At 56.0% G+C, this 26,332-nt stretch carries 24 protein-coding genes; 15 read left to right on the forward strand and 9 right to left on the reverse strand.

The annotated features are described in order from the left end of the window. The first annotated feature begins 99 nt into the window (after positions 1–99). From ABD892_RS25465 to ABD892_RS25475, 3 genes are read left to right on the forward strand one after another with little or no spacing between them, the layout of a single operon-like run. On the forward strand, positions 100–8,619 hold the full coding sequence (locus tag ABD892_RS25465) for a hypothetical protein (RefSeq protein WP_345199143.1): 8,520 nt from the start codon (positions 100–102) through the stop codon (positions 8,617–8,619). A gap of 38 nt (positions 8,620–8,657) precedes the next feature. Further along, positions 8,658–9,029 (forward strand): D-Ala-D-Ala carboxypeptidase family metallohydrolase, encoded by a 372-nt coding sequence (locus tag ABD892_RS25470; protein ID WP_345199145.1) that lies wholly within the window; start codon positions 8,658–8,660, stop codon positions 9,027–9,029. Continuing rightward, entirely contained in the window at positions 9,023–9,466 is a 444-nt protein-coding gene (locus tag ABD892_RS25475; RefSeq protein WP_345199146.1) for a hypothetical protein, read from the forward strand. The genes ABD892_RS25470 and ABD892_RS25475 overlap by 7 nt, the downstream gene beginning before the upstream one ends. A 14-nt stretch (positions 9,467–9,480) precedes the next feature. On the opposite strand, the gene ABD892_RS25480 is transcribed toward ABD892_RS25475, so the two are convergent. The 5 genes from ABD892_RS25480 to ABD892_RS25500 all read right to left on the reverse strand — a co-directional run bounded on the left by ABD892_RS25480 (position 9,481) and on the right by ABD892_RS25500 (position 12,611). Continuing rightward, a complete protein-coding gene (locus tag ABD892_RS25480; protein WP_345199147.1) occupies positions 9,481–9,744 on the reverse strand; it encodes a helix-turn-helix domain-containing protein in 264 nt (87 codons plus the stop codon). A gap of 200 nt (positions 9,745–9,944) precedes the next feature. Further along, positions 9,945–10,778 carry a hypothetical protein gene (locus ABD892_RS25485; protein ID WP_345199148.1) on the reverse strand — a complete coding sequence of 278 codons (834 nt, stop codon included), beginning with the start codon at positions 10,776–10,778 and terminating at the stop codon, positions 9,945–9,947. Beyond that, on the reverse strand, positions 10,775–11,332 hold the full coding sequence (locus ABD892_RS25490) for a hypothetical protein (RefSeq protein ID WP_345199149.1): 558 nt from the start codon (positions 11,330–11,332) through the stop codon (positions 10,775–10,777). The genes ABD892_RS25485 and ABD892_RS25490 overlap by 4 nt, the downstream gene beginning before the upstream one ends. 12 nt (positions 11,333–11,344) lie before the next feature. Then, positions 11,345–12,124, reverse strand: coding sequence for an AAA family ATPase (locus ABD892_RS25495; protein WP_345199151.1), 780 nt, complete (start codon positions 12,122–12,124; stop codon positions 11,345–11,347). A 10-nt stretch (positions 12,125–12,134) separates the two neighbouring features. Continuing rightward, positions 12,135–12,611 (reverse strand): hypothetical protein, encoded by a 477-nt coding sequence (locus ABD892_RS25500; protein ID WP_345199152.1) that lies wholly within the window; start codon positions 12,609–12,611, stop codon positions 12,135–12,137. Positions 12,612–12,718: 107 nt separating this feature from the next. On the opposite strand from ABD892_RS25500, the gene ABD892_RS25505 reads away from it, so the two are divergent. Beyond that, positions 12,719–14,647: an AAA family ATPase gene (locus tag ABD892_RS25505; protein WP_345199153.1), complete on the forward strand. Its 1,929-nt coding sequence runs from the start codon at positions 12,719–12,721 to the stop codon at positions 14,645–14,647. Here the strand turns inward: ABD892_RS25505 and ABD892_RS25510 are convergent, their stop codons facing one another. Continuing rightward, a complete protein-coding gene (locus tag ABD892_RS25510; RefSeq protein WP_345199154.1) occupies positions 14,648–14,941 on the reverse strand; it encodes a hypothetical protein in 294 nt (97 codons plus the stop codon). It lies immediately after the preceding gene. Positions 14,942–15,044: 103 nt separating this feature from the next. Continuing rightward, entirely contained in the window at positions 15,045–15,662 is a 618-nt protein-coding gene (locus ABD892_RS25515) for a helix-turn-helix transcriptional regulator (RefSeq protein WP_345199155.1), read from the reverse strand. 401 nt (positions 15,663–16,063) lie between these two features. On the opposite strand from ABD892_RS25515, the gene ABD892_RS25520 reads away from it, so the two are divergent. The 9 genes from ABD892_RS25520 to ABD892_RS25560 all read left to right on the forward strand — a co-directional run bounded on the left by ABD892_RS25520 (position 16,064) and on the right by ABD892_RS25560 (position 20,746). Further along, positions 16,064–16,354 carry a hypothetical protein gene (locus ABD892_RS25520; RefSeq protein ID WP_345199156.1) on the forward strand — a complete coding sequence of 97 codons (291 nt, stop codon included), beginning with the start codon at positions 16,064–16,066 and terminating at the stop codon, positions 16,352–16,354. Between the two features lie 148 nt (positions 16,355–16,502). Continuing rightward, positions 16,503–16,679 (forward strand): hypothetical protein, encoded by a 177-nt coding sequence (locus ABD892_RS25525; protein ID WP_345199157.1) that lies wholly within the window; start codon positions 16,503–16,505, stop codon positions 16,677–16,679. Beyond that, complete coding sequence (locus ABD892_RS25530) at positions 16,672–17,061, forward strand: hypothetical protein (protein WP_345199158.1); 390 nt, start codon at positions 16,672–16,674, stop codon at positions 17,059–17,061. The genes ABD892_RS25525 and ABD892_RS25530 overlap by 8 nt, the downstream gene beginning before the upstream one ends. Before the next feature lie 317 nt (positions 17,062–17,378). After that, positions 17,379–17,564, forward strand: coding sequence for a hypothetical protein (locus ABD892_RS25535; RefSeq protein WP_345199159.1), 186 nt, complete (start codon positions 17,379–17,381; stop codon positions 17,562–17,564). Positions 17,565–17,636: 72 nt separating this feature from the next. Continuing rightward, a complete protein-coding gene (locus tag ABD892_RS25540) occupies positions 17,637–18,167 on the forward strand; it encodes a hypothetical protein (protein ID WP_345199160.1) in 531 nt (176 codons plus the stop codon). A gap of 39 nt (positions 18,168–18,206) precedes the next feature. Further along, on the forward strand, positions 18,207–18,836 hold the full coding sequence (locus ABD892_RS25545) for a hypothetical protein (RefSeq protein ID WP_345199161.1): 630 nt from the start codon (positions 18,207–18,209) through the stop codon (positions 18,834–18,836). A 36-nt stretch (positions 18,837–18,872) separates the two neighbouring features. Further along, positions 18,873–19,187 (forward strand): hypothetical protein, encoded by a 315-nt coding sequence (locus tag ABD892_RS25550; RefSeq protein WP_345199162.1) that lies wholly within the window; start codon positions 18,873–18,875, stop codon positions 19,185–19,187. A gap of 48 nt (positions 19,188–19,235) precedes the next feature. Next, complete coding sequence (locus ABD892_RS25555; protein WP_345199163.1) at positions 19,236–19,472, forward strand: hypothetical protein; 237 nt, start codon at positions 19,236–19,238, stop codon at positions 19,470–19,472. Further along, a complete protein-coding gene (locus ABD892_RS25560; RefSeq protein ID WP_345199164.1) occupies positions 19,445–20,746 on the forward strand; it encodes an Arm DNA-binding domain-containing protein in 1,302 nt (433 codons plus the stop codon). Before ABD892_RS25555 ends, ABD892_RS25560 begins: the two co-directional genes overlap by 28 nt. 392 nt (positions 20,747–21,138) lie before the next feature. Here the strand turns inward: ABD892_RS25560 and polA are convergent, their stop codons facing one another. Further along, complete coding sequence (gene polA, locus ABD892_RS25565) at positions 21,139–23,880, reverse strand: DNA polymerase I (protein ID WP_345199165.1); 2,742 nt, start codon at positions 23,878–23,880, stop codon at positions 21,139–21,141. Between the two features lie 167 nt (positions 23,881–24,047). Here polA and ABD892_RS25570 point away from each other — a divergent pair, with 167 nt between their 5' ends. Both ABD892_RS25570 and ABD892_RS25575 read left to right on the forward strand, forming a co-directional pair. After that, positions 24,048–24,455 carry a DUF2782 domain-containing protein gene (locus ABD892_RS25570; RefSeq protein ID WP_345199166.1) on the forward strand — a complete coding sequence of 136 codons (408 nt, stop codon included), beginning with the start codon at positions 24,048–24,050 and terminating at the stop codon, positions 24,453–24,455. Positions 24,456–24,498: 43 nt separating this feature from the next. Next, positions 24,499–25,476 carry a homoserine kinase gene (locus tag ABD892_RS25575; protein ID WP_345199167.1) on the forward strand — a complete coding sequence of 326 codons (978 nt, stop codon included), beginning with the start codon at positions 24,499–24,501 and terminating at the stop codon, positions 25,474–25,476. 58 nt (positions 25,477–25,534) lie between these two features. Here ABD892_RS25575 and ABD892_RS25580 read toward each other — a convergent pair whose 3' ends face one another. Next, positions 25,535–26,221 carry an ankyrin repeat domain-containing protein gene (locus ABD892_RS25580; protein ID WP_345199169.1) on the reverse strand — a complete coding sequence of 229 codons (687 nt, stop codon included), beginning with the start codon at positions 26,219–26,221 and terminating at the stop codon, positions 25,535–25,537. Positions 26,222–26,332: the final 111 nt, after the last annotated feature.

Below are 26,332 nucleotides of genomic sequence, written 5' to 3' on the forward strand. Positions count from 1 at the left end.
CGATTGGTATTATATTGAGTAGTTTTATAAGGACGACACGCTCCAGGCTCCTTCCTAAGATTGTCGTAACAATCTGGAAAGGAAACTGGAGCACCTTTCGTGACGGACATCAACGACCTTCGCCTCGGTCCCAGGGGCGGCGACCTCTCTTCTTCGGACTACACCCAGAACCTCGACGTCAGCAACGTCTTCCGCGACTCACGCTTCCTCGACGATGTGCGTAATTTCTACCGCGAGGAAAAAGGCGAGGAGTTCACCAGTGACCAGGACATGCTCAAGCGCTGGTACGAGGATCGCTTATGGGCCGAGACCAACACCGTCTCCGCCGCCCGCAACTGGTACGCCGCCGAGACTGCCTCCAAGGATCAACGCGCCCGTCGCCGCAGGCTCCAGACCGTCTATAACCGGATGCCGAGCTTCTGGGAAGAAGGAGGGGCCATCGACCGGTTCGGTGCAGGCCATGTGTTCGGCGAGGCGGCGCTCTCCATGCTGGCCGATCCGGTCAACCTGCTCGGTGGCACTGCCGCCGTCAAGGCCGGAGGTCTCGCCACCGCAAAAGGGATGTCGAAGGGAGCCGCCACATGGGCAGCCGTGAAGGCCGGTGCCAAACAGGAAGCCCTGGTCAACGCCGGAATCTCTGGCGGCGTCGACGCCATGATCCAGAAGCGGGACCAGGAACTCGGGCTGCAAGACGAGTTCTCCTATGGCCAGCTTGCCGGTGCGGCGACCATCGGTGGCGGAGCCGGTGGCATTATGGGTGCCCTCATGGGTGCCGTGGCCTCGCGCACCGGTATCCAGATCGGTGAGGAGGCTGCAAAAAAACTGGTGGACGCGGGCTACACCCCCAAGCAGATCGAGGAGATGCCGGACAGCACCCTCAAGGAACTGATCTCATTCCGGCCCAGGGTGAAGGAGGTGGCGTGGGACAGGATCACGGACGGTGAGGCCAGCGCCGCCGAGCGTGACATCGACAGTATCAATGCCCAGCTCAACGACGAGATCCCCGACGAGCCGGATGTTCTGCCGCACCGGATGGAACTGGAAAACCAGTACGCCGCACTGCGCGAAGAGTACCGCAAAGCCCTGGCCAACGGTGACGAGGAGATGGCCAGCGAACTGATGCTGCGCCAGCGTGCCCAGGTCTCGCTGATCACCGAGCGCAAGAACCTCGATAATCTTAGCGACCAGTTAAAAACATCCAGCGATAAGGGCGACAATGAGAACGTAAAGAAAATTCTCACCGCTCAGGATGAAGCGATTGCCCGCGCTACCAAATACAAGCAGCACATCGACAACGAAAACTGGAGCTTCTTCAAACCCGAGAAAGAAGAAGCCAAAAACAAAACAACCAAAGCGGAAACCACAACAGAACAACCCGCAACGGACACAGCGCCAAAGGCCGACGCCGACGGCGAACCGAACGTGTCACCGGAGCCGGACCCGGAACCCACCCCCTCCTCAACCGACGATCCGGCTCCGGTCGACACGACCAAACCAGAAGTAAAAACCCAGTCTGCACCCAAGGCCGACATCAAGAAGGATGCCGGGGGTGGTACCTCGCCTTACCCGAAATGGGTCGATGACGACATCATCCGTATGCTGGGCGATGAGTTATCTGTCACTCCAGAACAGATCGCCAAGAGCAAACAACCTGGCCGGTTAATGTCCCGCCTGATGAAGAAGCGGGGCATCACGCCACCCAAGGGTACCGCCGCCGAAGACCTGGCCAAAGCCGCCAAGCTCCCGAAGGACGTCCTCGACCAGTGGCGGGAAGTCTACGAAGGCATGGAGCTGGAACGGGCTTTCGACCTGGCGGGCATGAAAGGCAGCAAGGAACAGAAAGCCCTCCGTCGCGCCGCCTATCGGGAAATCTACGAGAACAGGGGACTCGGCGACTGGGCCGACGAACTGGTCATCATCTCCCGCTGGCCAGATATGCCACAAGGGCCGGGCAAGAACCCGGTCCGGGTCAAGACCAAAGGCCGTGGCAAGCTCAACCCCGACGAGCCGATCTACAGGAAAAGCGCGACCGAGTACCACGACCAGCACCAGCGCGAACTCGATAACCCCCGCAATGCCCAGGGCATCATCAAGCCCGGCAAAAAACTCGGCGGTGAGGTCAACGGCGAAGGCTACGTCGTCACCCGTGACACTGCCGGTACCGACGAACCCACACTGCGCCTCGAAGAGATTCGCATCGCTGGCCAGCACGCCATCAAGACCGGCAGCATTGCCAACGGTTCACGCTTTAAAGAGGGCCGGTTTGAAGAAGAGTTCTTCTCAGCCATCCCGAAGAAGCCGGTCAAACTCGGCACCAAAACACTCAAGGAAACCAAAGACGGTCGCAAGGTCTTCACCGATGAATGGTCGAAGCGTGGCGAGCGGGTTTATTACGATCCCACCACCGACAAGGTTTACGCCACCATCGGCGATGCCCGTAGCGCCCGCCGTGGCGGGGTGAGCCATGAGACCCCGATCTATAACAAGGGCGAGCAGTCCAGCGCACCCAAGCAAGAAGCCGGACCCAGCCAGGAATCCCTCGATCAGCTTGTCGAGGAATGGAAGCAAGAGAAGTCCCAGGTCCGCCGTGGCAATCTCAGCGAAGACGAGTTCGACGATCTCTGGGGCAGGAACAACCGGGGCAAGACCTTTGATTACGAGGCTTACGCCGCCCGCCAAAAGAAACTGAGCGGCAAGTTCGACGAGCCTGAACCGGTTTCTGAAAGCGTTTCAGCCACCAAAAGCGACGCCGACCTTATGGTCGATGCCGCGAAAGCGTTTGCCGCAGGAGACAAGGATGCGATTGCCCGCGCCGTTCGTGACATTGAAAGCCGCAAGCTCCAGCAGACCGCATCGCAAGCCGCTGAAGACAAAGCCCGCACCGCGAAGGCGATCACCAAAACCGGCAACCAGGCCGGTTACGATGTACCACCTGGCCGTCGCCTGGCTATCCGTCCTCGTAGCGGTAAGCCTGACACCATCGCTTTCCAGGCACGAGTTCTCAGCGATAAACAACTCAACGATCCTGACGGCGTCAAAGCCCTCCTCGGCAAAGGGAAGGCGGAAGAGTTCGAGATAGGTCACGTCGAAGAAGGTTCACGTTCTTTCAGTAAGCGGGCAGGCAATACCTTCGAGCCGCTGAACTCTGAAAAGACCAAGGCCATGCGCAACAAGGCGCAGGCCGAGAAGGCATCACGGCCCGAAGCAATTAACAGGGAGCCGATGAGCCGCCGTGAGTCTGTCAATCAATCCATCCGTATCGACACGCTCACCCAGAAGGAAATCGACGCTCTTGATTACGGCGGGATGCCCATAGCCGGGCATAACCAATTCAGCATAAGCAGCCTTGATGTGCTGATCACCTCACTGGAGCCAGCGCAAGGTCTCACCCGGCGAAGCCAGATCACGGAGCACATCGAACACCTGCGAACCCTGTACGATTTACTGAATCGTCATGCACCGAACGGGATCATGAAGGATGTGGGCAACCGCGCCGACATTGAAAAGAATATCGACAAGATATTCAGGGAATACTCCGACAAAGAAAAAGACCTGGCTTACCAGCTCCTTAACAGGATCGAGAAAGCCCACGGGGTTCTGCCCGATATCAGGCCGGGCGAGAACCGCCTGGAACCGTTCGACAACACGGTCAATGTCGATCCCTTTAACGATGATCTGAATTACGCCCCACAAATGAACGTCCTCTTTCACGAGGTCGGGCACTGGGCTTATCTCAACCTGCTGACCTCTGCCGATAAGCTGGAGTTCTGGAATGTCATGTCCAGAATGTACGACAACAACGGCACCATCGACATCAATAAAATGGTCGACATGATCCCGGCAGGTGACGCCATCAGAAAAGGAGTCTTCGGCAATGACACGGTCAAGACAAACGACTTCCTGAACAGAGCCACAAGCCCCCAGGAAATATTCGCCCAGCAGTTTGATATGTGGGTCAACCGCAAGCTGGCCGACGTATCCCCCGAGAACGAGAAAATCCTCAAGCAACTCTGGTCGAAGATCACCAATTACATCAAGGCTATCTTCGATCGCTACTGGCGCAAGCAGCCGATCGACCCGAATCTTGAACCGATCTTTGCCAAGATTCTCCCGGACGACGCCGACATCAAGGCTCGCTCTGGCGGTCCGGTTCACGAGTTAAGCAAGGCACCCGATCCGACCACGGTGATCGGCGCACATATCCACAAGACTCTGACCCGTCTCGACGAGGCGGAACTGGCGGCGCAAGACCTGATCGCCATGGCCGAGACCGGCAACATCCACCCCGAGGCGGGGATGGATCTCGCCACCACACTATTCAGCCTCCAGCGCTTCGGTCCGATCAAGTCTGCCAGACTCACGCCGGTTGTACGCCGAGCCAGTAACCAACTCTTTTATGCCCTCAAGGGTGAAGGCAGTCTCAGCGAACATATCACCGTCAGCGCAAAAGAGACTGACGATGAGGCCATGTCCCGACTGCACGAGTCCGGCCTGCTTTCCTTCGACGATGACGGTAAAGCCTCACTCAATGGTTCGATCATTAATTTCGGCGACGCCAATCCCGATGACATCCGTACTCTCATGTACGAGGGTCGGGGCGATGCACCACCAATCCTGGAAGTGATCGACCGTGTCAGGAAAGCATTACAGAACAGCTACCGTGAAGCCGAAGATATCCGCCTGGCCGACGACCTGAACACCAGGAAGCGCTGGAAAGATTACGGCAACCGCATCGACGCCACACCGGAAGAGAAAGCGGCCAGGAAGCAGGCGAAGGCCGAGGACGCCGAGAAAAAGAAATCCCGGCGCAAGACCATGAGCGCCAATCGCAAGATCAACAACGCCCTGGCTGAAGTGAAAGATGTGCCCAAGCCCAAGCGTCAGCGCGGCGGTCGCACCCTCGGCAAGATCAAGTCCGCCATCAAGATCGAGAGCAAAGAAGAACTCGAAGAACTGGTGCTGAAGTGGGAGGGTACCGAGCTGGCCGACGGCGTTGCCCTGGAACTCCTGAAGAAGATCAAGGCCAGCCCGCTCCGTCCCGAGAAGTACCGCAAGGTCAGGAAAGAAGTGCGCCAAGGCCGCATCGACGCCCTGGCTGAACTGTTCAATCAGGCGATCAAGGATGCCGACTCCGGCCTGATCGACGAAATACTCTGGACGATGCAGTACCGGGCAGGCAAGAACGACCCGGACTTCGACGTTAAACTCCTGCCGTCCGAGTGGCCGGTACTCCGGGCTGTCGAGCGGGATATCCAGTGGAACACCGGCCATCCCTGGGATGACGGTGTACCCCCTGAAGCGCCGATGTCGATCCGCACCCTGGCCAGCTACATCACCCACCGCAACCCCGAGCTACAGGATGTCGCCCGTACCCTGGCTACCCGTGCCATGAGCCTGATCGGCAAGGACAGCCCCGACCTGGGCGATATCTACCGCCTGACCGGTAAGCCAATCAACCCTGTCAAACAGGGAGCGATCATGGACTTCACCGACGAAGGTTTCAAAACCCTGCGCTCGGATCTCCGTCGTCTCTCGAACGGCCTGACCAAAGCCGGGACGTCGAGCGAGGATGTCACGAGATCCCTCGCACGCCTGGCGATGCGAGCAGCCCTCGACGATTCCGCCCGGTACCGCGTCGACGATTTTTCGAGCGAGAAATTCCTCGACGCCGTCCTCGATCACCTGGGCGAAAAAAAATCCCTCGACACGCTGTTCGACACGGGCGACGACCAGCTCGACAGTTTCCTCGTCAGCCAGGTCGAGAAGATCCGGGAGGCTGCCGCCTATCTCTCCAACGGCCTGATTGGCCGCGACGATATCAAGCGCCAGTTCCGCCCGCTCACGCTGTACGGGGATATGTTTGCCCGATCCGGCAGTGACCGCGCCCGGTACGACGAGACACCTGACGTCACGCTGGATGACTGGAACCTGAACGGCGGCATCATGGAGAGCATTCTCGACAAGGATGGCCCGCTCCAGCCCCTTAACTTCCCGTCCATCGGCGACGCCCTGGAAAAAGCAGGCGCACCCAAGCGCCTGACGCAAGTACTCGGTGACATCATCAAGCAGCGCCCCTTAAACGAGAACGGGGTCGAAGCCATCGCCGAGTTCCACGCGATGAGCTACAAGGGCTACACACCGAAAGGGCTGAACACGTTCGGCTTCCAGCTCCGGTCGAACTCGCGCCGACTCCGTGACGTCGGCATGAAGTGGTTCGCTGACTTCCTGGCCCCCGAGCATGGCACCGGCCACTTCGAACGGGTGAACTCTGTGCTCTCCGCCAAGGTACAGCCGATCATCGACGCGCTGCACAAATTACCTGACGCCGGTAACGCCCTGCATCGCTATGCCCGAGGCGTCAACGTCAAGAAACAGCCTGACAGTTTTCAGCGTATCGTCGACGCCATGCGTGTTGACCCTGACTCCAAGGCCGGACAGCGTGCCGTCGCCAAACTCAAAGGCCAGGAGAAGGGTGTTTATGAAATGCTGCGTGACGCCTTCGCCTACGAGAAAGATTTGCTCAAGGACATCGGCATCCCGCTCGGCGACATCAAAGGTTACTTCCCGCAAATCTGGCGGGGTGACATGATCACCAAACATTACGACGAGTTCGTCTCCGAGCTGGCCAGGTACTTCAGGACCGAGCATGAACTGACCCCCGAGTTCGGACCGATCACACCGGAAGAGGCGATCACGAAAGCCAAAGAAGTCGCCATGCGACTGACCGAAGAGGATGGCGTTTACAGCCCGCCGATCGGTGCAAGCTCCCGTGAAAGCCGCTCCGATCACCTCGACTATGCCCGTATGCTTCGACTGGAAAAACACCCGGAGTTCCTGAAGCAATCGAGCCTGGGCAAGTATATGGAGCAAGACCTCGAATCCGTCCTGGTCAAATACTTCGACTCATCCACTCGCCGCTTCGACCTTTATAACAAGTACGGCGAAGGCAACCACGCATTCTATGAATACATGGATATCATGCGTGGTGGTGTGAAAGAAGCCGTCGGATTGCTCACCTCCAACAAGGTTCGTCGCTACGGACAGCGTGAGTTAAAGGACGGCCACGTCGAAGACTCCACAAAGTCCGTGAAGATCATGTCGACGCCATTCACGAATGACTACTCCGCACAGCAGGCGCTCAAGCAGGTCATCTCTGTAATGCAGCGTGACGGCAAAGAAGCGGGCCGCGAGTTCCTGAAAGGTCTGTCGAAGACACCGGACAACCCGCACTGGAACCGCCGCGTCAATGCCGTCATCGAAGGTCTGGCCGACAGTCACTATGGCCAGACGCGGGTGCATGACAAAGATATCAAGCACGCGATCGGAACCTTCAACGCCACACAGCACAAACCGATCAGCCAGGACAGCCCCTTCTTCGAGGCGCAGCAGAGCTTTTCGAGCTGGGTCCGGGCATTCAACTCGGTTACGCTCCTGGGCTTTGTTACCCTGACCTCAACCTCCGACCTGGCGTTACCACTGGTACGGTCTGGCAACTTTCGTTCGTACATGCAGGCCGTGAAGAAAATGTCCAGTGACCCGGACTACCGCGACGCCATTCGCAATATCGGTGTCGCTGTCGAGTCAATGACGCACCAGCGTATGCAGCAGCTCTACGGCAACGACGGCGGCAAGATATCCACCGCCTTCTTTAATGCCGTCGGTCTGACCCAGTGGACTGACTCAATGCGCAAGCTCTCCGGTGCCGTGGGCATGGAGACCTTCAAGGCCGAAATCCAGAAAGCCCGCAAGCATATCAATCCGAAAGGGTTCAGAAAGGATGGCTCGATCGACTGGGCGTTGCAGCCCAAGCAGTTCAAGTCAGCACACAACTATCTCAAGGACTTCGGTCTCGAACAGTTTGTGTTCAACAAGGCCAAGGTCGATGACTCATTAATGAAGCAGTCGTCCGTTCGTGAGGCAGTTATCAAGTTTGCTAACGAGACCATCTTCACGCCGAACCAGAACGACATCCCGCTCTGGGCACAAACCCCGATAGGTCGGGTGTTGTACCAGTTCAAAAGTTTCCCGACCATGATGATGAGAATGGTCAAAAAAGCGATCATGCAGGCCAAGAACGATGGCAACCCCTGGCCACTCCTTTACCTGATCGCCGCGACCCCTGCCGTCGGTGCAGGCTCCCTGGCCCTCAAGGATCTCGCCCAGATGCGAGGCGGAGACGATGGCCGCAGCGCCGAGTTCCGGGAGCGCAGCTTTAACAAGCTGGCCGAGGAACTGGGTTACGACCCTGTCTTCCACGGCAAGGACGTCGACAAGTTCTTTGGCTGGTATGCCGAGGGACTGTTGCAGGCCGGTGCCCTGGGTCTGATCGCTGACACCATCCACAACGTCGCCGCCCAAAACGACAACGGGGCATACGGCAGGATGCGTCAGTTCTCCGCCCTGTTCGGACCCACCTTCGGTCTCAGCGTCGACGCATTCAATATTGCCGAAGGTCTCGGCGACGACAACGAAGACTCCAACGCCAAGGAGCGTACCGCTGCCCGCAGTCTCGCGACCCGCATACCCGTACTCGGCGGCATCCGGTCCATCCGTGAAGGAGCCGTCGATGAAATCGCAGGCGAGAAGAAGGAACGCGGCAGCAGGTTCGATTGGGACTAAGGACGACATAACCCCTGTTCACTATCGACAATGTCGGTATGGACAGGGAACGTCTCACACCTCACTTCAAGCGATCTGAAATTGCGTGCCGCTGCGGTTGCGGTACCTGCTTTGTCACGGCTCGATCGCTCACCAAACTCGAACGGTTCCGATGGATCGTCAACTGTCCGGTCATCATCAACTCGGCCTGTCGCTGCCCACGCCATAACCGCAAGGTCGGCGGCGCTCCGCTATCGAGACACCGATCAACCCGACACCGGCCCAGTGATGCCTTTGATGTTCGCATCACCCGCAAGCTCACCAGGGAAAGAATCATTCAGGCCGCAGTACGGGCCGGATTCAAAGGCATGGGTATTCGTTACCGCACCTTTGTACACCTCGACGACAGGGACAGGATAGCCAGATGGTAGAACTACTCACAGCCGCAGCAGGCGGTTCAATCACCGGCATTATCGGCTCACTCATTGGTCGTGTATTCGGCTACCTGGAGAAGCGCGAGGAGATCAAGGAAAAGAAACTGGAGTTTGACCAGGAATTAAAACTCATCCAGTACCAGGGCAAGATCGAGGCCGATGAGCGCGAGGATGAGCTGGCTTTAACCGTCGAGCAAAACGACATGATGCTTCAGCACGCCAGCTATCAGCATGACTCGGCCATCGGTGAAGCGGATCGGTGGGTTATTAATATTCTGAGGTTGGTCCGGCCAGTCCTGACATTACTTCTCATCGTCCTGGCCGGTTACATTTCAATTGCGGGCGACTTCGAGCAGAGCGACATCGACGGTGACATCGTCTACCTGGCTACTATGGCGGTGAGTTGGTGGTTTGGTGATCGCGGCAAGCGCTGACCGGTGACGTGAATTTATTCCCCGTCGTCATCCGCGGCGTAAGGATCAATCCGCTCGACCAGCACACAGCGCTCCCGGTCCACTATCCAGATGTCATAGTTCAGCGGGTCGACCGCCCTGGCGAAATGAAAAATACTCGGGTTCCTGCGCTCGCCGGTTTCCCATGCCGTCAGGGTCTTGTGATAAAGACCGCACGCCCCGGCCAGCTCCCGTAATGACCAGCCCCGTTCCCGTCGCCATTGCCGCAGCCAGCGACCCAGTTGAGATGGCTTCGCCATGTAACCCTCCCTGGTTGATGTCCCCCGTGACGTGGGGGAGGCGACCGGTTCAGGAGATTAGAGATTCCCGCGCTACATCGAGGCGATCTCCCACCGGTTGCGGGTGTTTTTCATGCTCAGCCCACCGCCCGCCGGGACTGTCTGCCCACACCGATAACGCCTGCTACTGGCAGTTAACGGCCTCCCGGCAGCAAGGGTTCTCACAACGACCGCGCTTTCGCCCGGTATTGCCGGTAATCACTGCAATGACAATCTTCGCTGACGCGCCGGTTCCTGTGCGTACACCACCAGTCCCGGTTCGAATCCAGCGGTTTTGCGTACTGGCACGCCGAGCATTCCGGATGGGGCTCTGCCTCACCCCAGCACACTCCGCGCTTGAAACACCCCTTGCAGCGCCAGTCGCTTTTGTCGGTCGCGATCATCTCCGCTTCGTTGTTGATGACCCGGTGAATACGGTCATGCAGGAAAGACCACTCAAACGGATCGAACGCGACCGTCTCGGCATGGTACACCGAACGGTTCTTATTGTATCCAACCAACAGGCTGCGTGTGCATCCGGAAAGGCCCATATACATTGTGACCTGATCGTAATAGTGCCGGTGCGACACCCTGACGCCGTACTTCCGAAACCGGTCGAATGCGTGCTGGTTCATGCTCTTGATTTCAAGGACCAGCACCTCGTCACCGGCCACCACCTGGCCGTCGGTATGCGCACGTATGTGGCCGCCATGGGCCAGGTACTCAAACGGCTTGCTGGTGACCGGGTCGACAGGGAGGAACCTGACGCCGAGTGACGCCTCCGCCCGCTTGAGGTCCGCCATGACGATCGCTTCGAGCCGGTGCCCGAGCGCAAAGATCCGCTTGAGCTGCGGATCAGGCTCGACATTGGGAAAGCCACGGAGGTTGTACGCGATCGCCGCATCGCAACGGTGGCCGATCACCGATGCGCCGATATACTTCCTCGCACGAGATTCAGTCTCGTCCCGGTACGACTGGTCGATGGCCTCAAGAATCTCCGGGGCGGTGACGCTCATCGTCCGAAATCAGGGATATCGTCGTCGAATGCATCACTGCCGCCGGTTTGCTGCGCGTAGAGCTGCCTTGTGTGCGAATGGGCCGTCTTCAGCCGTTGATCAGCCGGAGCGGCAGTCTCGGGCTTCGGCCCCAACACCTCCACACCCGGCATGAGCCGGAAGTAGCCGTTCCACGGGTCGAGTTCCCCGCCGCCGCGCTTTACCTCGCCCTGGGCATTGGTCCAGGGTTCACCTTCGACAATATTCACACCCACCGACAGGCCGTTCAGGTGCGAGACTTCATCGAACAGGTCAGGATTCGGATAACCGGATACCTGCAACAGCTTCTTGAGTTGCTTGAGCGCAATTTCACGGGGCTTCGGGTTGCGGTGAAAGATATTGAGGCGGTCGGTGATCATGCCCCGCCCACCCTTGTCGTGCAGTTCGATCGACAGCATCCGGTCGTTGGCCTTGGACATCTCGATCCTTGCGTTTTTGATCACGCAGGCATACTGGCCAGGACGGAGGCGGTTGCCGTCAGGGGTAACACCGGAAAGGTCTAAGCCAAGTCCCATCGTAAGCTCCTTTTACGATTGCGTTTGCGGATGTGTTTCGAATGCAGCCCCGTCCCTGTCCATCCGGGTGAACAACTGGGTAATGTCGTCACAGTCCTCCACCGGCTTCAGCCGACGTTTCGGGTCGCGGGCCTTGCCATGCCACCCCTTGACCTCGTCGGTAATGACCTTGCGGACAACCTTCAGGTTCTCGCCGTCGCCCTCGGTCTTCCGGATGCCGCAGAAGACGAAATCAAACAGGCCGGGGACCTGCTTGCCGACCTTCTGGCCTTTGACGAACGGCCAGTAATGCACCTGGCCGTTGTCATCCATCTCCTCCGCCGCCAGGCAGGTGACAAGGACATGGGTGGGCATGTCGCGCACATACTTGAGCGAGCCGATCAGCAGGCGGGCGAAGTCGGCCCAGATATCGAACTTGTTTTTGTTGCCCTCGTGTTTCTTTTCCAGGAATTCCCAGAGTCGATCGGACATTTCCGTGAGCGAATCAATGCCGACCCACTGGTACCCCATCGCGGCGAACTCGGGGGTGTGCATCATGCGGATAATGCCACGGAAACTGTAAACCCCTTTCCCGGGATCGTGCCTGCCGTCCCAGCTGGTGAACGGCAGGTAGTCAATGTCGCAGTCCTGAATGGATTTCAGGCCGGACTCCCCGCTGATAATGAAACCGGGGCCGAAATGGCGCTGGTAATGCCGGTAGGTGTAGGTCTTGCCCCATCCGTGGTGGGCCACCAGGAGGCACTTGCTTGCGCCGGTCACGCTCTCGTCCGACGTGCATCGCGGTGTGAACATGGTTAATCCTTTAGCTGTCACTGGCTGGTTTGATGGCGATCCGCGCACCACCCGGCTTGCGGGTCAGCGCAGCCAGAAACGGTGCCTTCTCGGCTGCATCCAGCCGCTCGAACCCGCGCCGGTCGACCGAGACGGTCTGTCTGACCCAGGCAGGCAGGTCGCCGTGCGCCGCCAGCAGGCCGGACAACCGGTTTTCGTCCCATTCCCATCGCTCGCTGATGCTGGCCACAACGTCGAAACCGTCAACCTGTGTTTCATGCCTGCCGGGTTCTTCGGGGAAACACGACAGAATGGCCTGTTTCAATTCATCGAGGTTGTCCCTGATCTGTTTGAATGCCTCATGGGCGGCGTAATACTGTTTGACCAGCGACTTCAGAGCGTCCGGATCATACGATTCCGTTTTTGTAACGGGGGTCGGGAGGTCCGGGATGACATCGCCAGCCTCCCTGTCAGCAACCCCTGGCATCCATGTCCCGGTGGCAGTCATAGTTAACCCTGGATAGTTGTCATATATCTTGTGGAGTAGTTACATATACTGTTGTAGCCTTTTAGAACCTTCAGTGCAAACCATAACAACAAGGTTGAGGCGGCGACATGGATAGCTCGAACCCGACACTCACGCAGCAAAAAATCGACGAGTGCTTTGAATACCTCGACAACGGCTGGTCAATCATCCCGATTGCGGTCGACACCAAAAAACCGCTGGTCAAATGGAAAGCATTTCAGTCCCGCCAGGCCACCGAAGAAGAAGTGACCGAATGGTTCACCCGATGGCCGAAGGCCCTGATGGCTCTGGTCACGGGGGATGTCAGCGACATCTATGTCGTCGACATGGATACCCCCGAAGCCGAGCAGAAAGCCGACGAACTCGGGTTTGTCTCTCCGGTCCAGGTCAGGACACCCCACGGGAGCCACCGCTATTTCAGACACCCCGGTGACGGCCAGTGGCGAGGGCCGCAGTCCGGCTCCGGTTCCAACGGCACGGTCTGGCCGCAGGTCGACGGCCTCGACTGGCGCGGCGACGGCAGCTATGCGCTGTTGCCAACCTGCGATAACCACTACCACTGGCACGTTGCCGAAGGGTTTGCTTTCGAGGACATGCCGACCTGGCAGGACCGGGCCGGTGAGCCGGAGGGTACGGACGTGGTACCCATGCCCGAGTACATCTCCGGCACATTGATACACCTCGACCTGTCGAAGATCAGTACCGACAATGCCAAAGATATCTGGAAAGAGACTTCGGCACGGGCCAACACCTTCCCTGGCGGCAAGATCCCGCGAGGCGGCTCGGGCATCTACAACATGACCTTCCGCTATCTCGGGCGGGCCGTACTCGAAGTCGGCATCGGGGAGGCGCTCGAAGCGGCGGGCCGGGAGTACATGGATGCGTTCTTTACCGCACCGCTCGAAGAGGCCAGGCTGCAACAGAACCTGGCCTCGATCCGGCGAATGGAGAAGCTCAACCATCCCGAGCGCTTTGACAATGACGACCATTACATCGGCCACCTGTCCCCTGACCGGGTGATTGGAGTTGCCAAAGTGGCGGCGCGTCACTACATCACGGATGACGATGCCGAACAGTTGCGCAAAGAGGTCGGCGAACAGGCGTTCCTGGTCAGGCCGATTATCCGCAAAGGGTCCATCGTCCAGGTTGCCGGTTATTCCGGGCATGGCAAGAGCCTGTTTACCTATCTGCTGATGTGCCATCTGGCGAGGGGCAAGCGCTTCGGGTGTTTCGAGATCGGGCAGCCCCAAAAGGTTCTCTACTTTGATTTCGAGAATGGTCGCGGCACCCTGGCCAACCTGCTCGCCAGCATGAGACGCTCCTGGGGGCCTGACAGGGCGGGGAACCTCACCATATGGACACCGTTTCGCAATCCCGAGCGCGAGATCAACCTGAAAACCGCCGATGGCATGAGGGAGCTGGCCTGTTGCGTCAAGGAGGTCGAGCCGGATGTGGTGGTGATTGATACGATCCGGTCCGCCTTCCCTGGCCTGAAGGAGAACAGCGCCGAGGAATGGCGTGAACTTAACGGTATCGCTTTGAAGCTGCGCAATGCCGGTTATACCGTCGTCTTCCTCCACCACACCAACAAGCCGACAGAAAGCGGCATCGCCCGCGAGGCCGGATCAACCAACCAGCTCACCACCCTGGAGACCCAGATCAAGATCGTCCAGGTGTTTCGCGACAAAGAGGAGGCGAAAAACCTGGCCGGAATATGGGACGGCGCGTATGACAATGACTCGCCCTGGCACGGACTGGAGCGTATCTCGCCACGGGGAGGCTTGCTTCAGGTTGTGCTCGAAGTGCAGCTCGGCAAGGTCCGGGAGTGGACCGAGGACCATGAGCGCAAACAGTTTTTTGGCATCGGGGAGAACGCCGACGGCAAGCGTTTCGTCATAGCCAGCATGTCCCCGAAGGAGAAGGCCCGACACCTGGCCGGGCACGGAATGGATGTGAAAGCGATCGCTGCCGAAATGCGCCGCAGCCTGGCAGCGGTGACACAATGGCTCGACGCCTGATCAAGCCTTGCCGGATAGCAGGGTTCGCAGCCTTGCTATCTCATCCATCATTTCACTGACCTGTCGCCCCAGCCCCATCACCTGGTCCCCACGGATCTTGGCTTCCTCAGCCAGCCGGAGCACCTCCTCGGTCAATGCGCCTATGTGTGACTCTTCGTAATGGTCCTCGACGTCTGCAAGAAACCGTTCCTGCGCCAGGGCCAGCACCCTGGCGGCACCGGCATGTTTGCACAGCGCCTCCACCGATTGCTCCACATTAACCCTGGCATCGTTTTCTTCGTATCGTTCATACATACCCAACACCTTGCTTTCCCAGTTAAACTTATGCCTTCACCATCAACCTCAGGATATATTTCATTAAACCTTGCTCTCAAGTTCCAGATATGGAACCGGCGTATCAACCGGCTCTGATGTCATAGACAACCACCATGACGGCCAGGTCCGAGAGTGCGTATCGGTGGCAGGCCGAGAGCAGTTCGTGCGTATAGTTAACCCTGAATTTCTTTTTTATCGTGCCCATGCGCTTGTTAAGGGTGCGTATCGAGGTCTGAAAGTGCTCGGCTATACAGGCCTGGGGCGTGCCGATAAAGGTGTGGCCGATCAGTTTCAGTTCACGGAAGCTGAGGTAATCATTAATCTGCTCGACAAACAGCCCCCTGGCCGGTTGTATGTTCACCAGGTGCGTGCCCACCAGTGAGTCCTGTACCTCCACCTCGCCGACAATCCCGCCCTCCCTGTCGAGACGCTTGCGGACCACGACCTCCACCCATCCCCCGATGGTGCGGACCAGTTCCCGGCTTGTCAGCGAGCCCGACAGGCTGTCGCGGGTTTCACCATCGGTCTTGTTACAGATGTCAGCATGGTCAGTGAGATAAAAGTCGTAATCGGACTTGCCTATGGCCTGCTTCGGGGAGTCATACCCGGCGGCAATCGCCAGGTCGCTGGAGATTTCGGTATACCGGCCGTTCCGGTCCTTGCGAAACGTGAATATGGGAGAGCCGGTGTTATTCTTCATGCCTCCTCCTGTCCTTCACCCTGAGAACAAGAGCATAACGCTATATAAACAACAACCTAGGTTCAAGTGTTTTACACTTTGGTTACATGCTTGCCGTTACTTTTTTTCAGGCAATAGCTTCGCCTTCAAACGGTGAGCGAGCGAACAGAATAATCGGAACCTACTGAACAGACAGTGAACAAAGATTGGACAACGGGTCATGCGGCCTGAGCCCCAGCGAAGGTCGCAATGCTGAAACACAATCGACAACCTTGTTTTCTTCGACTCTCGCTGATCACTCGAATCTGCTTTTGAGGGTATCATATTTTTTAACCCTTCTCAAAAATCTGCACTTAGCTAATTTAATAATAAGAACCCCTAGAAACGCTTAGCCTAACTTCAGTTATGGCTATAATACCCCTATGGCCAAAATCATTGTCACGGACGACGATGTACGCTGGTTGCGGAAGCACCATGCGTCACTCAGCTACAAAGCAATGGCAAAACACATGCAGTGTTGTGTCGACACCCTCAAGCGCATCCTTGCCCGGCACGGGATTGAACAATTCGACGGTGCGAAATACCAACCCCGCCTCAGGGACAAGACATGGCGACGGCCCTGCATCATTTGCAAGACGACTGTCGTTCGACCAAAGAACCAGTATATCTGTACGTCCTGTCGTAACAGGCAACGCCGGGATGATCTCCTTTGATCGCTTGTTGTACGACGCCCGGTGTGGCTACCTCGCCCGGGGCGAGGCAGCGACCATGGATTAACGACATTTGCCGGGTATTTGACCAGCAACCATGCCACGGAAAAAACAGCTTCGACGAGCCCGTCATCGCGACCCGAAGCCCGACATGAACGGGGTTCCGCTCAAGTGCTGCCCCTGCTGCGGCTCCGGCAATGTGTGCGCCGACAGCGAAGAATGCATGGCGATGATCTGGTGCGAGGACTGCGGCATCTCGGTGCACAGCCCGCACCATCAGGCCATCCACACCTGGAACAGACGGCACTACGAGGAAGACCATGCCTAAAGGACGAGGCTGCAAGCAAAAAGGCGATAACTTCGAGCGGGAGCTGGCCGCATTCCTGAACGAATATGCTTATGGCCGGTCACTCTGTCACCGTGCACCGCTTTCGGGCGGCGGCTCCGTAATATCGACAGGCGGCGCTGACCTCACCGGAACCCCCGGCCTGTTCGTCGAGGCCAAGCGGGTCGAGCGGTGCGCCTTCCCGAACGCACTGGAACAGGCCGAGCGTAATGCCGAACAGACCTGCTCCACCGAGCATCCGATCGTCATCAACCGGCGTAACCGGCAGTGCATGGAAGAGAGCTACGTGTTCCTCCGGCTCGGTGACTTCCTTGCGTTCTACCATGCCTGGCTCGAACGGGAAGGCCATCCGCACTCGAACTAGCGTTCATACGGTTCTTCGCAATCCCCTCTCTCGCTGTCCGGCTTGAGGTTTCAGGTTCACCACCGTTGGTTTGATCAACCCTAACGCATTTAGTTGCAAGCCTGTTTTTACTGCGGTAAGACTATTAACATTGGTTTCGCAGAAACTATCCTTTTGCGCATGATTGCGCCGTTGACGATGTCAGCCTGTATCAATTCCGCATCTGAAGTTGCATAAAAGCAAACCAAGGCTCCGCCACCGCAGCCGGGTTCATCCATGAGGTCAGGCAGGCCAATCCCGACCACGCACATAAACACCTCCACTGAGGAATACCAATCATGACAGGCCGGATTGATCTTCGCTGGGTCAGGCGCGAGCTGGGGAAGGCCCGGTTGCAGCGTGACCAGTGCATGGCACGACTTGAAGACATGAAACAGGAACTCCTCACCCTTGAAGCCAAGGTGACAGGGTTCGCCGAGCTGAAGAAATACCTCGAACAGGCGGGGAAAACCGACCATGAGTAAGACCCGGACTGTCATGTCACATCGACAGCCACGGCAAACCGGCACGCACTGACCACCAAGGAGCAAGACGTCATGGAAGACCTGTTGAAACAAACGCCCAGGCTGGATCTCACCCCGACCCCGGTCGGTGAGTCACGAGCCAGCTTCGACACCTACGATCGTGCGCTCAGTATGATCGCCGAGGGCAAACGGTCCCGCGACCGTCTCGTTATCGATGCGCTGGAGGTGCATAACGGCGTCAGGGTTGAGCTTATCGAAACGGGCGAGGAAGCCGAAGCGGCCGGGGAGGCGTCTGACGCTTTAGAAGCGGCAAGCGATCCGACCTGTTTTACCAATACGGATTTCGCCCGAAAGATAGGGGTTCCCCGCCCCAGGCTCAACCTCGCACTGGTGGCCATGGGCATCCTGACCTCCCGGAAGCGTAGCGGCAAGCATGGCGACTACCAGTACTACGAGATCACCGATGAAGGCATGGCGTATTGCGCCTACGGACGGATCAGGGGCGGCGTCGTCAGCATCCACCACTCACCGGGTTCAATCCTGTACCGGACAACCCTGCTGGAACTTCGCGCCCTCATTATCAAGACCGCCGCCAACCTGTGATAACCGGGGCCTTCGCGCCCCCAGACAAGGACACGCGCCATGGAAAGCTGTCTGACAACCACTGCCGATTATGCCTTCCACCTGTACCGGTTTAATGGCCAGTGGTGGGCCACCGACAAGCTGGTCAGTTCATTGACCGGCGTACCGGTACTGGACCTGCATCGTATGATCAGTGAAGGGATCGTGCGTATCGAGGGGCACAACCTGATTCGGGAATCCACCCTGAACCACATCAGGGGCATGATTCCGCGCCGGTACCAGCAAGCCTACGGGCAGCTTGTCTATGCCCTGCATTCACGGAACACCGGTCGCCTGCCGGAAGCGGACATACTGCAACACGACCATCCTGTCCGCATCGAGTCCGGCATGTGCTGCATGACGGATCTCTACTCCGCCTACCTGGCCAGCCCGAACACCACCACGTCGAACCGGAACTGCAAGCCCTCGCATTTTCTTCGGCTCAAGAAAAGCAGGGAGCTTGTCGCCCGGCTGGCGAGGTCAAGAAAGACGCCTGCCGAGGAGCTGTTCAGAACCAGTCGCGACGGCGGTCATCCGGCCAAGTGGACGATCCGGGAGATTGCGCAAAGCTACGCCGCCTGGCTCAGCAAGCCCCTCGGCATGGCGCTCGCCGACAGATATGCGCAGTACGAACAGAAGGGAGGGCAGTGACATGCCCTGCGTACACACCCAGCGAGGGAATGATTCATGAAACAGGTACCGGAACCCGCACCGGAAATGCAGGTCGGCGATATGATCATCTCGATCCCGGCGTCGATCATTGTGGTCGCACTGACATCAAGGAGCCCTGACGCCGGGGACTATGGCCGGAGAGCGGCGAGGCATGTGATCGAGCGTCTGTCCGCAGCGGCACGGGATGTTGATACCAGCCTGGCCTACTCGGTCATGAAGCTGCCGGAGATTGCCGCCGTTGACCAGCATACCGCACTGGCTACAGCCACCCGTGTCGTCGATGAGATCGGGGAGTGGCGGGCGTACTGGATTATGAAGGAAGTGGAATAACGAGCTGGCCCCAGGGAGGGAGTCAGTGTTGGTAACAAGGATTGTCACATGCCCAGACAAGGAACCCGTGTGCCCAACAGGGGTCAAAGCCCATACGGAGGGGTTGCGGTCGTAACCATTCCAAAGTTCTGCGAACTGTCCGGTTATACCGTCGATGCCGTGAACTCGAAAATAGATAAGGCCATCTGGCCCCAGGGAAAAGTCTGGATTAAAGCGCCGGATGGTAAGCGATTAATTATTGTTAAAGGATTTGAATTATGGGTATTAAATCACCCGCAGGTTTAGTCCTGCCGCGTGGGATTTCTGTGCATGGCAATGCATTAAGGCTCTCATTCACTTTCAAAGGAGTTAAGTGTCGAGAAACGCTAGGACTCCCCCCAACACAGAAGAATGCAAAGATAGCAGGCCGAAAACTAGAAACCATCCGGTATGAAATCTCAATGGGTTGTTTTGACTACTCAAAACACTTCCCCGATGGGAGCAAACTCAAAGTGTTTGGGTATGTGGAGGCCAGTGCCACTGTTGTTGATATCGTTGAGAAGTTTAAGGCTATTAAATTTCCCACCATCTCTATTAATACGAGACGCAGTTATAGTCACGGACTAAATATGTTATCGAAATACTTTGGTCCTGAACGAGAAATCAATTCGATAACCAACGAGGATATTCTTGTGCTCAGGGTTGCCTTTCAAGACTTTTGTAATTCCCCTGTGACAGCCAATCATACTTTCAAAATCATCAGGATGGTTCTCGACTTCGCTCACGACAACGGTTACACCGATAAACGATTATCGAAAAGCCTTAAGAAAATAAAGGAGAACAGGCCAAAACCTTTCCCTCTGGAACAAGAGGAGTTCAACAGAATACTCGAAAAGTCTGACCCATTCTTCAAATGCTACTACACAATAGCTGTCTATACGGGGTTACGTACTGGCGAATTGATCGCTCTGGCCTGGGAGGATGTTGATCTGGAGCAGGGGATCATCACCGTCAGACGCAGCAAAGAAATCAACCACCCCGGCTTTAAGCTGACCAAAACTGACAATACCAGGACCGTCGACCTGTTCCCTCCTGTTATCGAGGCGCTCAGGCAACTCAAAATCATGACATACATGATGCCTCCGATTGAAATCCAGCAGAGGTATGAGGCGATAGGTAAATATGAAAAAGTCTCAGTCACACCCGTTTTCTCGACTCGCGCCCGACCACGATACAGCACCAGATCGACAGGCTTTTACACCCATGTAGGTCTGGCTGACCATTGGCATCGAACATTGAAGAGGGCTGGCATTGTCAGCCGCAAGCAGTATCAGACTCGACACACCTACGCCTGCTGGTTATTGACCGCGACAGGCAACCCGGCATTCATTGCCGAACAGATGGGCCATTCTGATATGACGATGGTGATGAGGGTGTACGGGGCATGGATGCCGGGATCGTCGAAGCGAGAAGTTGAACGGGTGTGGAACGCGCTAGAAAAAATTGCTCCCCAGGTACAAGGATTTGAAAAAGTACCCAGGGAGTACCCAACAAAAAAACCAAAAAGCGTAAGCCATTGATTGTATTGGATAAAAAGTCACACCAGAACACACAAGGAGTAGAAGGAGTAGCCTTTTTGCCACTCACATATACAGACAACAAGAGTCGTAAAAAGTTCCAATACATCTGAAAAAATTTAACGACAGTTTTCATGCATTGGAAAAGGCATAAAAAAAGCCCTGGAGGATGGGGGATTCCTGCCAGGGCCAAGGTATTCACATTCCTGAGTAGGGTCGGGGCAGACACCTACTCAAATAGACCAACACAACACACAAGGAGCAGGTCGAAAAATTCCGTCTGCTTATTTACTCAGACACTGACCTAACCAAAAAGTTCCCGTTACTAACAAAAAATTTTTACTTTTTTTCATTATTTCGATGATAACGGGAACAACTCCATATTTATCAGTGGGTTAGTGTGCTTCATCCCAATTATCACCGATACCGACATCCACCAGCAGCGGAATCGCCAATTCTGCGGCAGCCGTCATATGTTTGCGCAGGCCATCAACCACAGTCTCCAGACACCCCTCAGAGACTTCCAATACCAATTCATCGTGTACCTGCATGACCATCCGGGCATCCAGCCCGGACTCCGCCAGCCACTGATCCACACCGATCATGGCTTTTTTGATGATATCGGCGGCCGTTCCCTGCATGGGGGCGTTGATCGCGGTCCGCTCTGCGGCCTGCTGCCGCATCTTGTTACGGGCATTGATCTCCGGCAGATGCAGACGTCGTCCAAACAGGGTTTCGACGTAACCCTGTTCGTGCGCCTGTTTCCGGGTGCGCTCCATATAGTCCTTAACACCGGGGTAACGCTCAAAATAGAGATCAACGTATTCCTGTGCTGACTGACGGGAGATGCCCAGCTGTTTAGCCAGACCAAAGGCGGACATTCCGTAGATCAGTCCGAAGTTAATAGCCTTGGCGCTGCGACGCTGGTCCGCAGTGACGCTATCAAGCGGTACACCAAAGACTTCTGCGGCAGTTGCCTTGTGGACATCCAGCCCATGGGCAAAAGCGTTGAGCAATCCTTCATCTTTGGAAAGGTGTGCCATTATGCGCAGCTCTATCTGGGAATAGTCAGCCGCAACCACCTTATAGCCTTTCGGGGCAATGAATGCCTGTCGGATACGACGGCCTTCACCGGTTCGAACCGGAATATTCTGCAGATTGGGCTCAGAGGACGACAGTCGACCGGTAGCCGTCACGGCCTGATGATAGGACGTATGGATCCGACCGCTGGCCGGATTCACCATCCGCGGCAGCTTATCGGTATAGGTAGATTTCAGTTTGCTGAGGCTACGATGCTCAAGGATCAAGCGCGGTAGTTCGTGACTGAGCGCCAGCTCCTCCAGCACTTCTTCTGCGGTAGAAGGCTGCCCCTTGGGGGTTTTCTTGATAACCGGCAGTCCTAGCTTGTTAAACAGCAATTCCTGCAGCTGCTTGGGTGAGCTCAGGTTGAACTCCTGTCCCGCCAGATCAAAAGCTTCCCTTTCAAGTACCTGAAGGCGATCAGCCAGCTCAATGCTCTGTTCGCCCAGCAAATTGGCATCTACCAGTGCACCGGTTCTTTCCATGCGAGACAGAATGCCAACCAGCGGCAACTCTATACTTTCAAACACGGATTTCAGCGATGTATCCGCTTCCAGCTTTGGCCACAGGGTTTGATGCAAACGCAGGGTGATATCGGCATCTTCCGCCGCATAGGGGCCTGCCTGTTCCAGACTGATCTGGTTGAATGTCAGCTGTTTAACACCTTTCCCGGCAATATCTTCGAAACTGACGGTACTTTCCCCAAGGTATTTCAGAGACAGACTGTCCATATCGTGTCGGGTACCGGTGGAATCCAATACGTAGGATTCCAGCATAGTGTCGAAAGCAATGCCGCGTAGCGTGATGTCATAACGGGCCAGCACGCTTTTGTCGTACTTCAGGTTCTGGCCGACTTTCAGATGTTTCTCACTTTCCAGCAAAGGCTTCAGGGCACCGAGCACATAATCCCGCTCCAGCTGGGCAGGTGCATCCAGATAATCATGCGCAAACGGTACATAAGCCGCCTTGCCCGCCTCAACGGAGAAAGAAACACCGACCAGTTCTGCCTGCATGTAATCAAGACTGGTGGTTTCCGTGTCAAAGGCAAAGAGTGATGCCTGCTTCAGCTGATCCATCCAACGGGTGAAATCCGCTTCTGTCAGCACAGTTTCATAGACCCGTTCAACAGCCGCTGGTGCGCTAGCCGGTTCGACACCAGCCTCTTCATCGCCTTCTTTTTGAAGCTGATTGATCCAGCCCTTGAACTCCAGTTCCTGGAACCAGTGCAGAAGGGTGTCACGATCCGGCGCTTCATTACGTAAATCGCTTAATGTCAGACTCAGTTCTACATCAGTCTTGATGGTGGCCAGCTCGTAGGACAGGAATGCCTGCTCCCTGTTTTCCTCGAGTTTTTTCGGCATGGTCTTGGCGCCACGGAAGGTGAGGGTGGGCACCTTGTCCAGATTGGCGTAAATCGCCTCTAAACCGCCCAGGTTTTGCAGTAAGGCCAGCGCCGTTTTTTCACCTACGCCGGGAACACCTGGGATGTTATCCACCTTGTCACCCATCAGGGCAAGGAAATCGATAATCAGTTCCGGGCCGATGCCGAACTTGCTCTGTACACCGGGAATATCCATCACAGTATCCGTCATGGTATTCACCAGGGTGACATGCTGGTTGACCAGCTGCGCCATGTCCTTGTCGCCGGTAGACACCACACAATCCCGGCCCGCCTCGGTCGCCATCGCAGCGAGTGTACCGATCACATCGTCCGCCTCAACCCCTTCGATCACCAGCAGTGGAAAGCCCATGGCACGAACAACGGTATGCAACGGCTCAATCTGACTGCGCAGGTCATCGGGCATCGGCGGGCGATGTGCCTTGTACTCGGGGTAAATGTCATCCCGGAAGGTCTTACCCTTGGCGTCGAACACCACCACCACCTCGCTGTCCGGATAATCTGACTGCATCCGGCGCAGCATATTCACCACACCCTTGATGGCGCCGGTCGGCTGCCCTTTGGAACTGACCAGCGGGGGCAGGGCATGAAACGCCCGGTAGAGGTAGGAAGAACCATCTACCAGAACCAGGGGGGCGGATGTGTTTGCTGCAGGCATCAGTAACATTTCGACTCAGTTGTTGACGGGTTATCGCAGGATTTTCACGCCTCTGCCCTGATAATTTACCATCGGGGCGGGTAGACTATGCGCGCTCATTTTCTGCGACAGACGACTATTCTAACGCAACCACCCGGGGTGTCAGCCCGGGATATGTGAGGCTTGCCATGAAATCGCTAACCCGCCTGCTACCACTGCTGGCTGTCACAGGTATTATTGCTGGCTGTAATACGCCGAATTCCGCATCCCAGACTGCCGCAGAGTCCGCCAGCCAGCCTATTCCTGAAACGGTTGAACCGATGGACGAAACCGCCAGAGTCCTCGCCGATGCTGTGCGCGACGGCACCCTCAACCTCGACAGCAACAACCTGCCGGCAGGCACCGATGTCGTGATCCGCTCCGGCGAGAAAAAAGAAATCCAGGAATTCCGCATCAACGGTTTCCTTTACGCCATCAAGGTAACGCCCAAAGTCGGCAAGCCTTACTTTCTGGTCGCGGTGGATAGTCAGGGCAACTTTATCCGTGCCGATCAACCCCAAATGTTGATACCATCGTGGCGAATCATGGAATGGTGAACACCATCGTCCGGTACACAGAATAACGACCGTTGGAGTGGAGATGTCGGTTTACACCCACCTGGAACAGCAGGATATCGAGGCATTCCTTACCGGTTATGATCAGGGCGAGCTGGTCGATTTCCGGGGAATTGAGGCAGGGGTCGAGAACTCCAACTACTTCGTGAATACGCAGGTTGCCGGAGAACCGGATGTCCGGCGGTTTGTGCTGACCCTGTTCGAATACCAGCCCCGGGAACAGTTGCCGTTTTTCATTGATTTCATGACCCTGCTGGCCGACAACGGCCTGCCGGTTCCTGCCCCTGTCCGCAACAGACAAGGTGAAGCCCTGCTGACCCTGAAAGGTAAACCCTGCCTGCTTCAACCGCGAATGCCCGGGGAGCATCTGGAAAAGCGCGAAATCACTGCACCTAAATGTTTCACCATTGGTCGTTATCTGGCGAGTATTCACAGAATTGGTCAATCCGCCTCTATTTCACAGGAAAACCTACGCGGTATTCCCTGGATACAGGCGCAGGTAGATCGGCTGACGCCCTTGCTCTCAGAGGCAGAGCGAGAATTCCTGACCGAACAATGGCAGGCAATTTCAAAAGAACTAAAACATTTCAGCAACCTGCCCGAAGGTTTGATTCATGCGGATCTCTTCTTCGATAACGTGTTATTCGATAACAGTGAAGTCAGCGGGATTATCGACTTCTTCCAGTCCTGCCATGACTGGCTGATCTACGATGTCTCCGTTGCGGTTAACGACTGGTGCCTGAATGACGATCTGACGTTGGATGCTGAAAAGACTGAAGCCTTTCTGAACGGCTACCAGTCTGTACGTCTTTTCACACCTGAAGAAAAACAGGCCTGGCCGGTCATTCAGCGTTTATCCTGCCTGCGGTTCTGGTTATCCCGACTGGTGACGTTTGTGCACCCGGAAGACCATCATGACAGCTACCAGAATGATGAAGCGGTTAGAACCTTTCTTGATCCGGAGAAATTCCGGGCAATGCTCGCATTACGATGCAGCATGTAAGCTTTTGCTCACGCTATAAAACCAAAAAAGCTAAATAGCGTGAGCAAAATGCCTTATCTCAAGAAATAGCAGCCTGATCAGATGCATAATCTCCATTAGGAATTTCCGGTATTAATGGCTTCTTCAGCTTTTCTACCACATGCTGTTCTTTATAGGCCCAAGAAATTGCCTGATGATATTTATCCGGATCATAACCTGTCGCTTTTCTTATTGTCTCTTGTGCAAAGCCTTTTAGAGAAGCGAATTTTAACATACCAGTCCGGATGGCAATAATACTGGAAACATCTGTAGAAAATTGTTTTCTCTCTACGAAATAAGCCAAGTCATCTTTAACTTTCCTAGGGCGCGAAGTCGCCATTGGATCCAATCCATAGAGAAATAACAACTCCAGACACCGTTTTCTTTTAATTATTTGCTTATCTTTTCTACCTCTGAAACTCCTGTAATCAAACTCACTAAGACGTAGAAAATAATCTAATAGATAGATATAACCACAACGGCAATTATAATCTGCTCCGTTCTCAAGAAGGAATGTAACCATTGTAGGTTTTCCCATTTCACAGGCGTGGTAGAGCAAACATCGATTGCTTACTTGAGAACTAACAGAATATCCATATCGAAACAGTCTTTCAAATAAAAGACATGATTCACAATCTATTGCAGTGAGCAGGGTACTATTTGATGTGAACTGACTTTGTAATACATCAGCAATAAATTGCTCTGGTAGCACTTTTACTGTAGCCACAGCATCAAGCGCTATTGTATATATATCCTTACCTGATTACCACTGTGGCTCAGCCAGCTTGAGAAGCCTTGCTGGCATGGGGCAGGTTCGCGCAGCCATGTAACCCAGCCT

It is taken from the genome of Kistimonas scapharcae, from assembly GCF_039540975.1.
Taxonomy (GTDB): domain Bacteria; phylum Pseudomonadota; class Gammaproteobacteria; order Pseudomonadales; family Endozoicomonadaceae; genus Kistimonas; species Kistimonas scapharcae.

Bases quoted from the DNA above. Each gene is read 5' to 3' on its own strand.
- ABD892_RS25470 (WP_345199145.1), top strand. From the start codon at position 8,658: ATGGACAGGGAACGTCTCACACCTCACTTCAAGCGATCTGAAATTGCG.
- ABD892_RS25475 (WP_345199146.1), top strand. From the start codon at position 9,023: ATGGTAGAACTACTCACAGCCGCAGCAGGCGGTTCAATCACCGGCATT.
- ABD892_RS25480 (WP_345199147.1), bottom strand. From the start codon at position 9,744: ATGGCGAAGCCATCTCAACTGGGTCGCTGGCTGCGGCAATGGCGACGG.
- ABD892_RS25485 (WP_345199148.1), bottom strand. From the start codon at position 10,778: ATGAGCGTCACCGCCCCGGAGATTCTTGAGGCCATCGACCAGTCGTAC.
- ABD892_RS25490 (WP_345199149.1), bottom strand. From the start codon at position 11,332: ATGGGACTTGGCTTAGACCTTTCCGGTGTTACCCCTGACGGCAACCGC.
- ABD892_RS25495 (WP_345199151.1), bottom strand. From the start codon at position 12,124: ATGTTCACACCGCGATGCACGTCGGACGAGAGCGTGACCGGCGCAAGC.
- ABD892_RS25500 (WP_345199152.1), bottom strand. From the start codon at position 12,611: ATGACTGCCACCGGGACATGGATGCCAGGGGTTGCTGACAGGGAGGCT.
- ABD892_RS25505 (WP_345199153.1), top strand. From the start codon at position 12,719: ATGGATAGCTCGAACCCGACACTCACGCAGCAAAAAATCGACGAGTGC.
- ABD892_RS25510 (WP_345199154.1), bottom strand. From the start codon at position 14,941: ATGTATGAACGATACGAAGAAAACGATGCCAGGGTTAATGTGGAGCAA.
- ABD892_RS25515 (WP_345199155.1), bottom strand. From the start codon at position 15,662: ATGAAGAATAACACCGGCTCTCCCATATTCACGTTTCGCAAGGACCGG.
- ABD892_RS25520 (WP_345199156.1), top strand. From the start codon at position 16,064: ATGGCCAAAATCATTGTCACGGACGACGATGTACGCTGGTTGCGGAAG.
- ABD892_RS25525 (WP_345199157.1), top strand. From the start codon at position 16,503: ATGAACGGGGTTCCGCTCAAGTGCTGCCCCTGCTGCGGCTCCGGCAAT.
- ABD892_RS25530 (WP_345199158.1), top strand. From the start codon at position 16,672: ATGCCTAAAGGACGAGGCTGCAAGCAAAAAGGCGATAACTTCGAGCGG.
- ABD892_RS25535 (WP_345199159.1), top strand. From the start codon at position 17,379: ATGACAGGCCGGATTGATCTTCGCTGGGTCAGGCGCGAGCTGGGGAAG.
- ABD892_RS25540 (WP_345199160.1), top strand. From the start codon at position 17,637: ATGGAAGACCTGTTGAAACAAACGCCCAGGCTGGATCTCACCCCGACC.
- ABD892_RS25545 (WP_345199161.1), top strand. From the start codon at position 18,207: ATGGAAAGCTGTCTGACAACCACTGCCGATTATGCCTTCCACCTGTAC.
- ABD892_RS25550 (WP_345199162.1), top strand. From the start codon at position 18,873: ATGAAACAGGTACCGGAACCCGCACCGGAAATGCAGGTCGGCGATATG.
- ABD892_RS25555 (WP_345199163.1), top strand. From the start codon at position 19,236: ATGCCCAGACAAGGAACCCGTGTGCCCAACAGGGGTCAAAGCCCATAC.
- ABD892_RS25560 (WP_345199164.1), top strand. From the start codon at position 19,445: ATGGGTATTAAATCACCCGCAGGTTTAGTCCTGCCGCGTGGGATTTCT.
- polA (WP_345199165.1), bottom strand. From the start codon at position 23,880: ATGCCTGCAGCAAACACATCCGCCCCCCTGGTTCTGGTAGATGGTTCT.
- ABD892_RS25570 (WP_345199166.1), top strand. From the start codon at position 24,048: ATGAAATCGCTAACCCGCCTGCTACCACTGCTGGCTGTCACAGGTATT.
- ABD892_RS25575 (WP_345199167.1), top strand. From the start codon at position 24,499: ATGTCGGTTTACACCCACCTGGAACAGCAGGATATCGAGGCATTCCTT.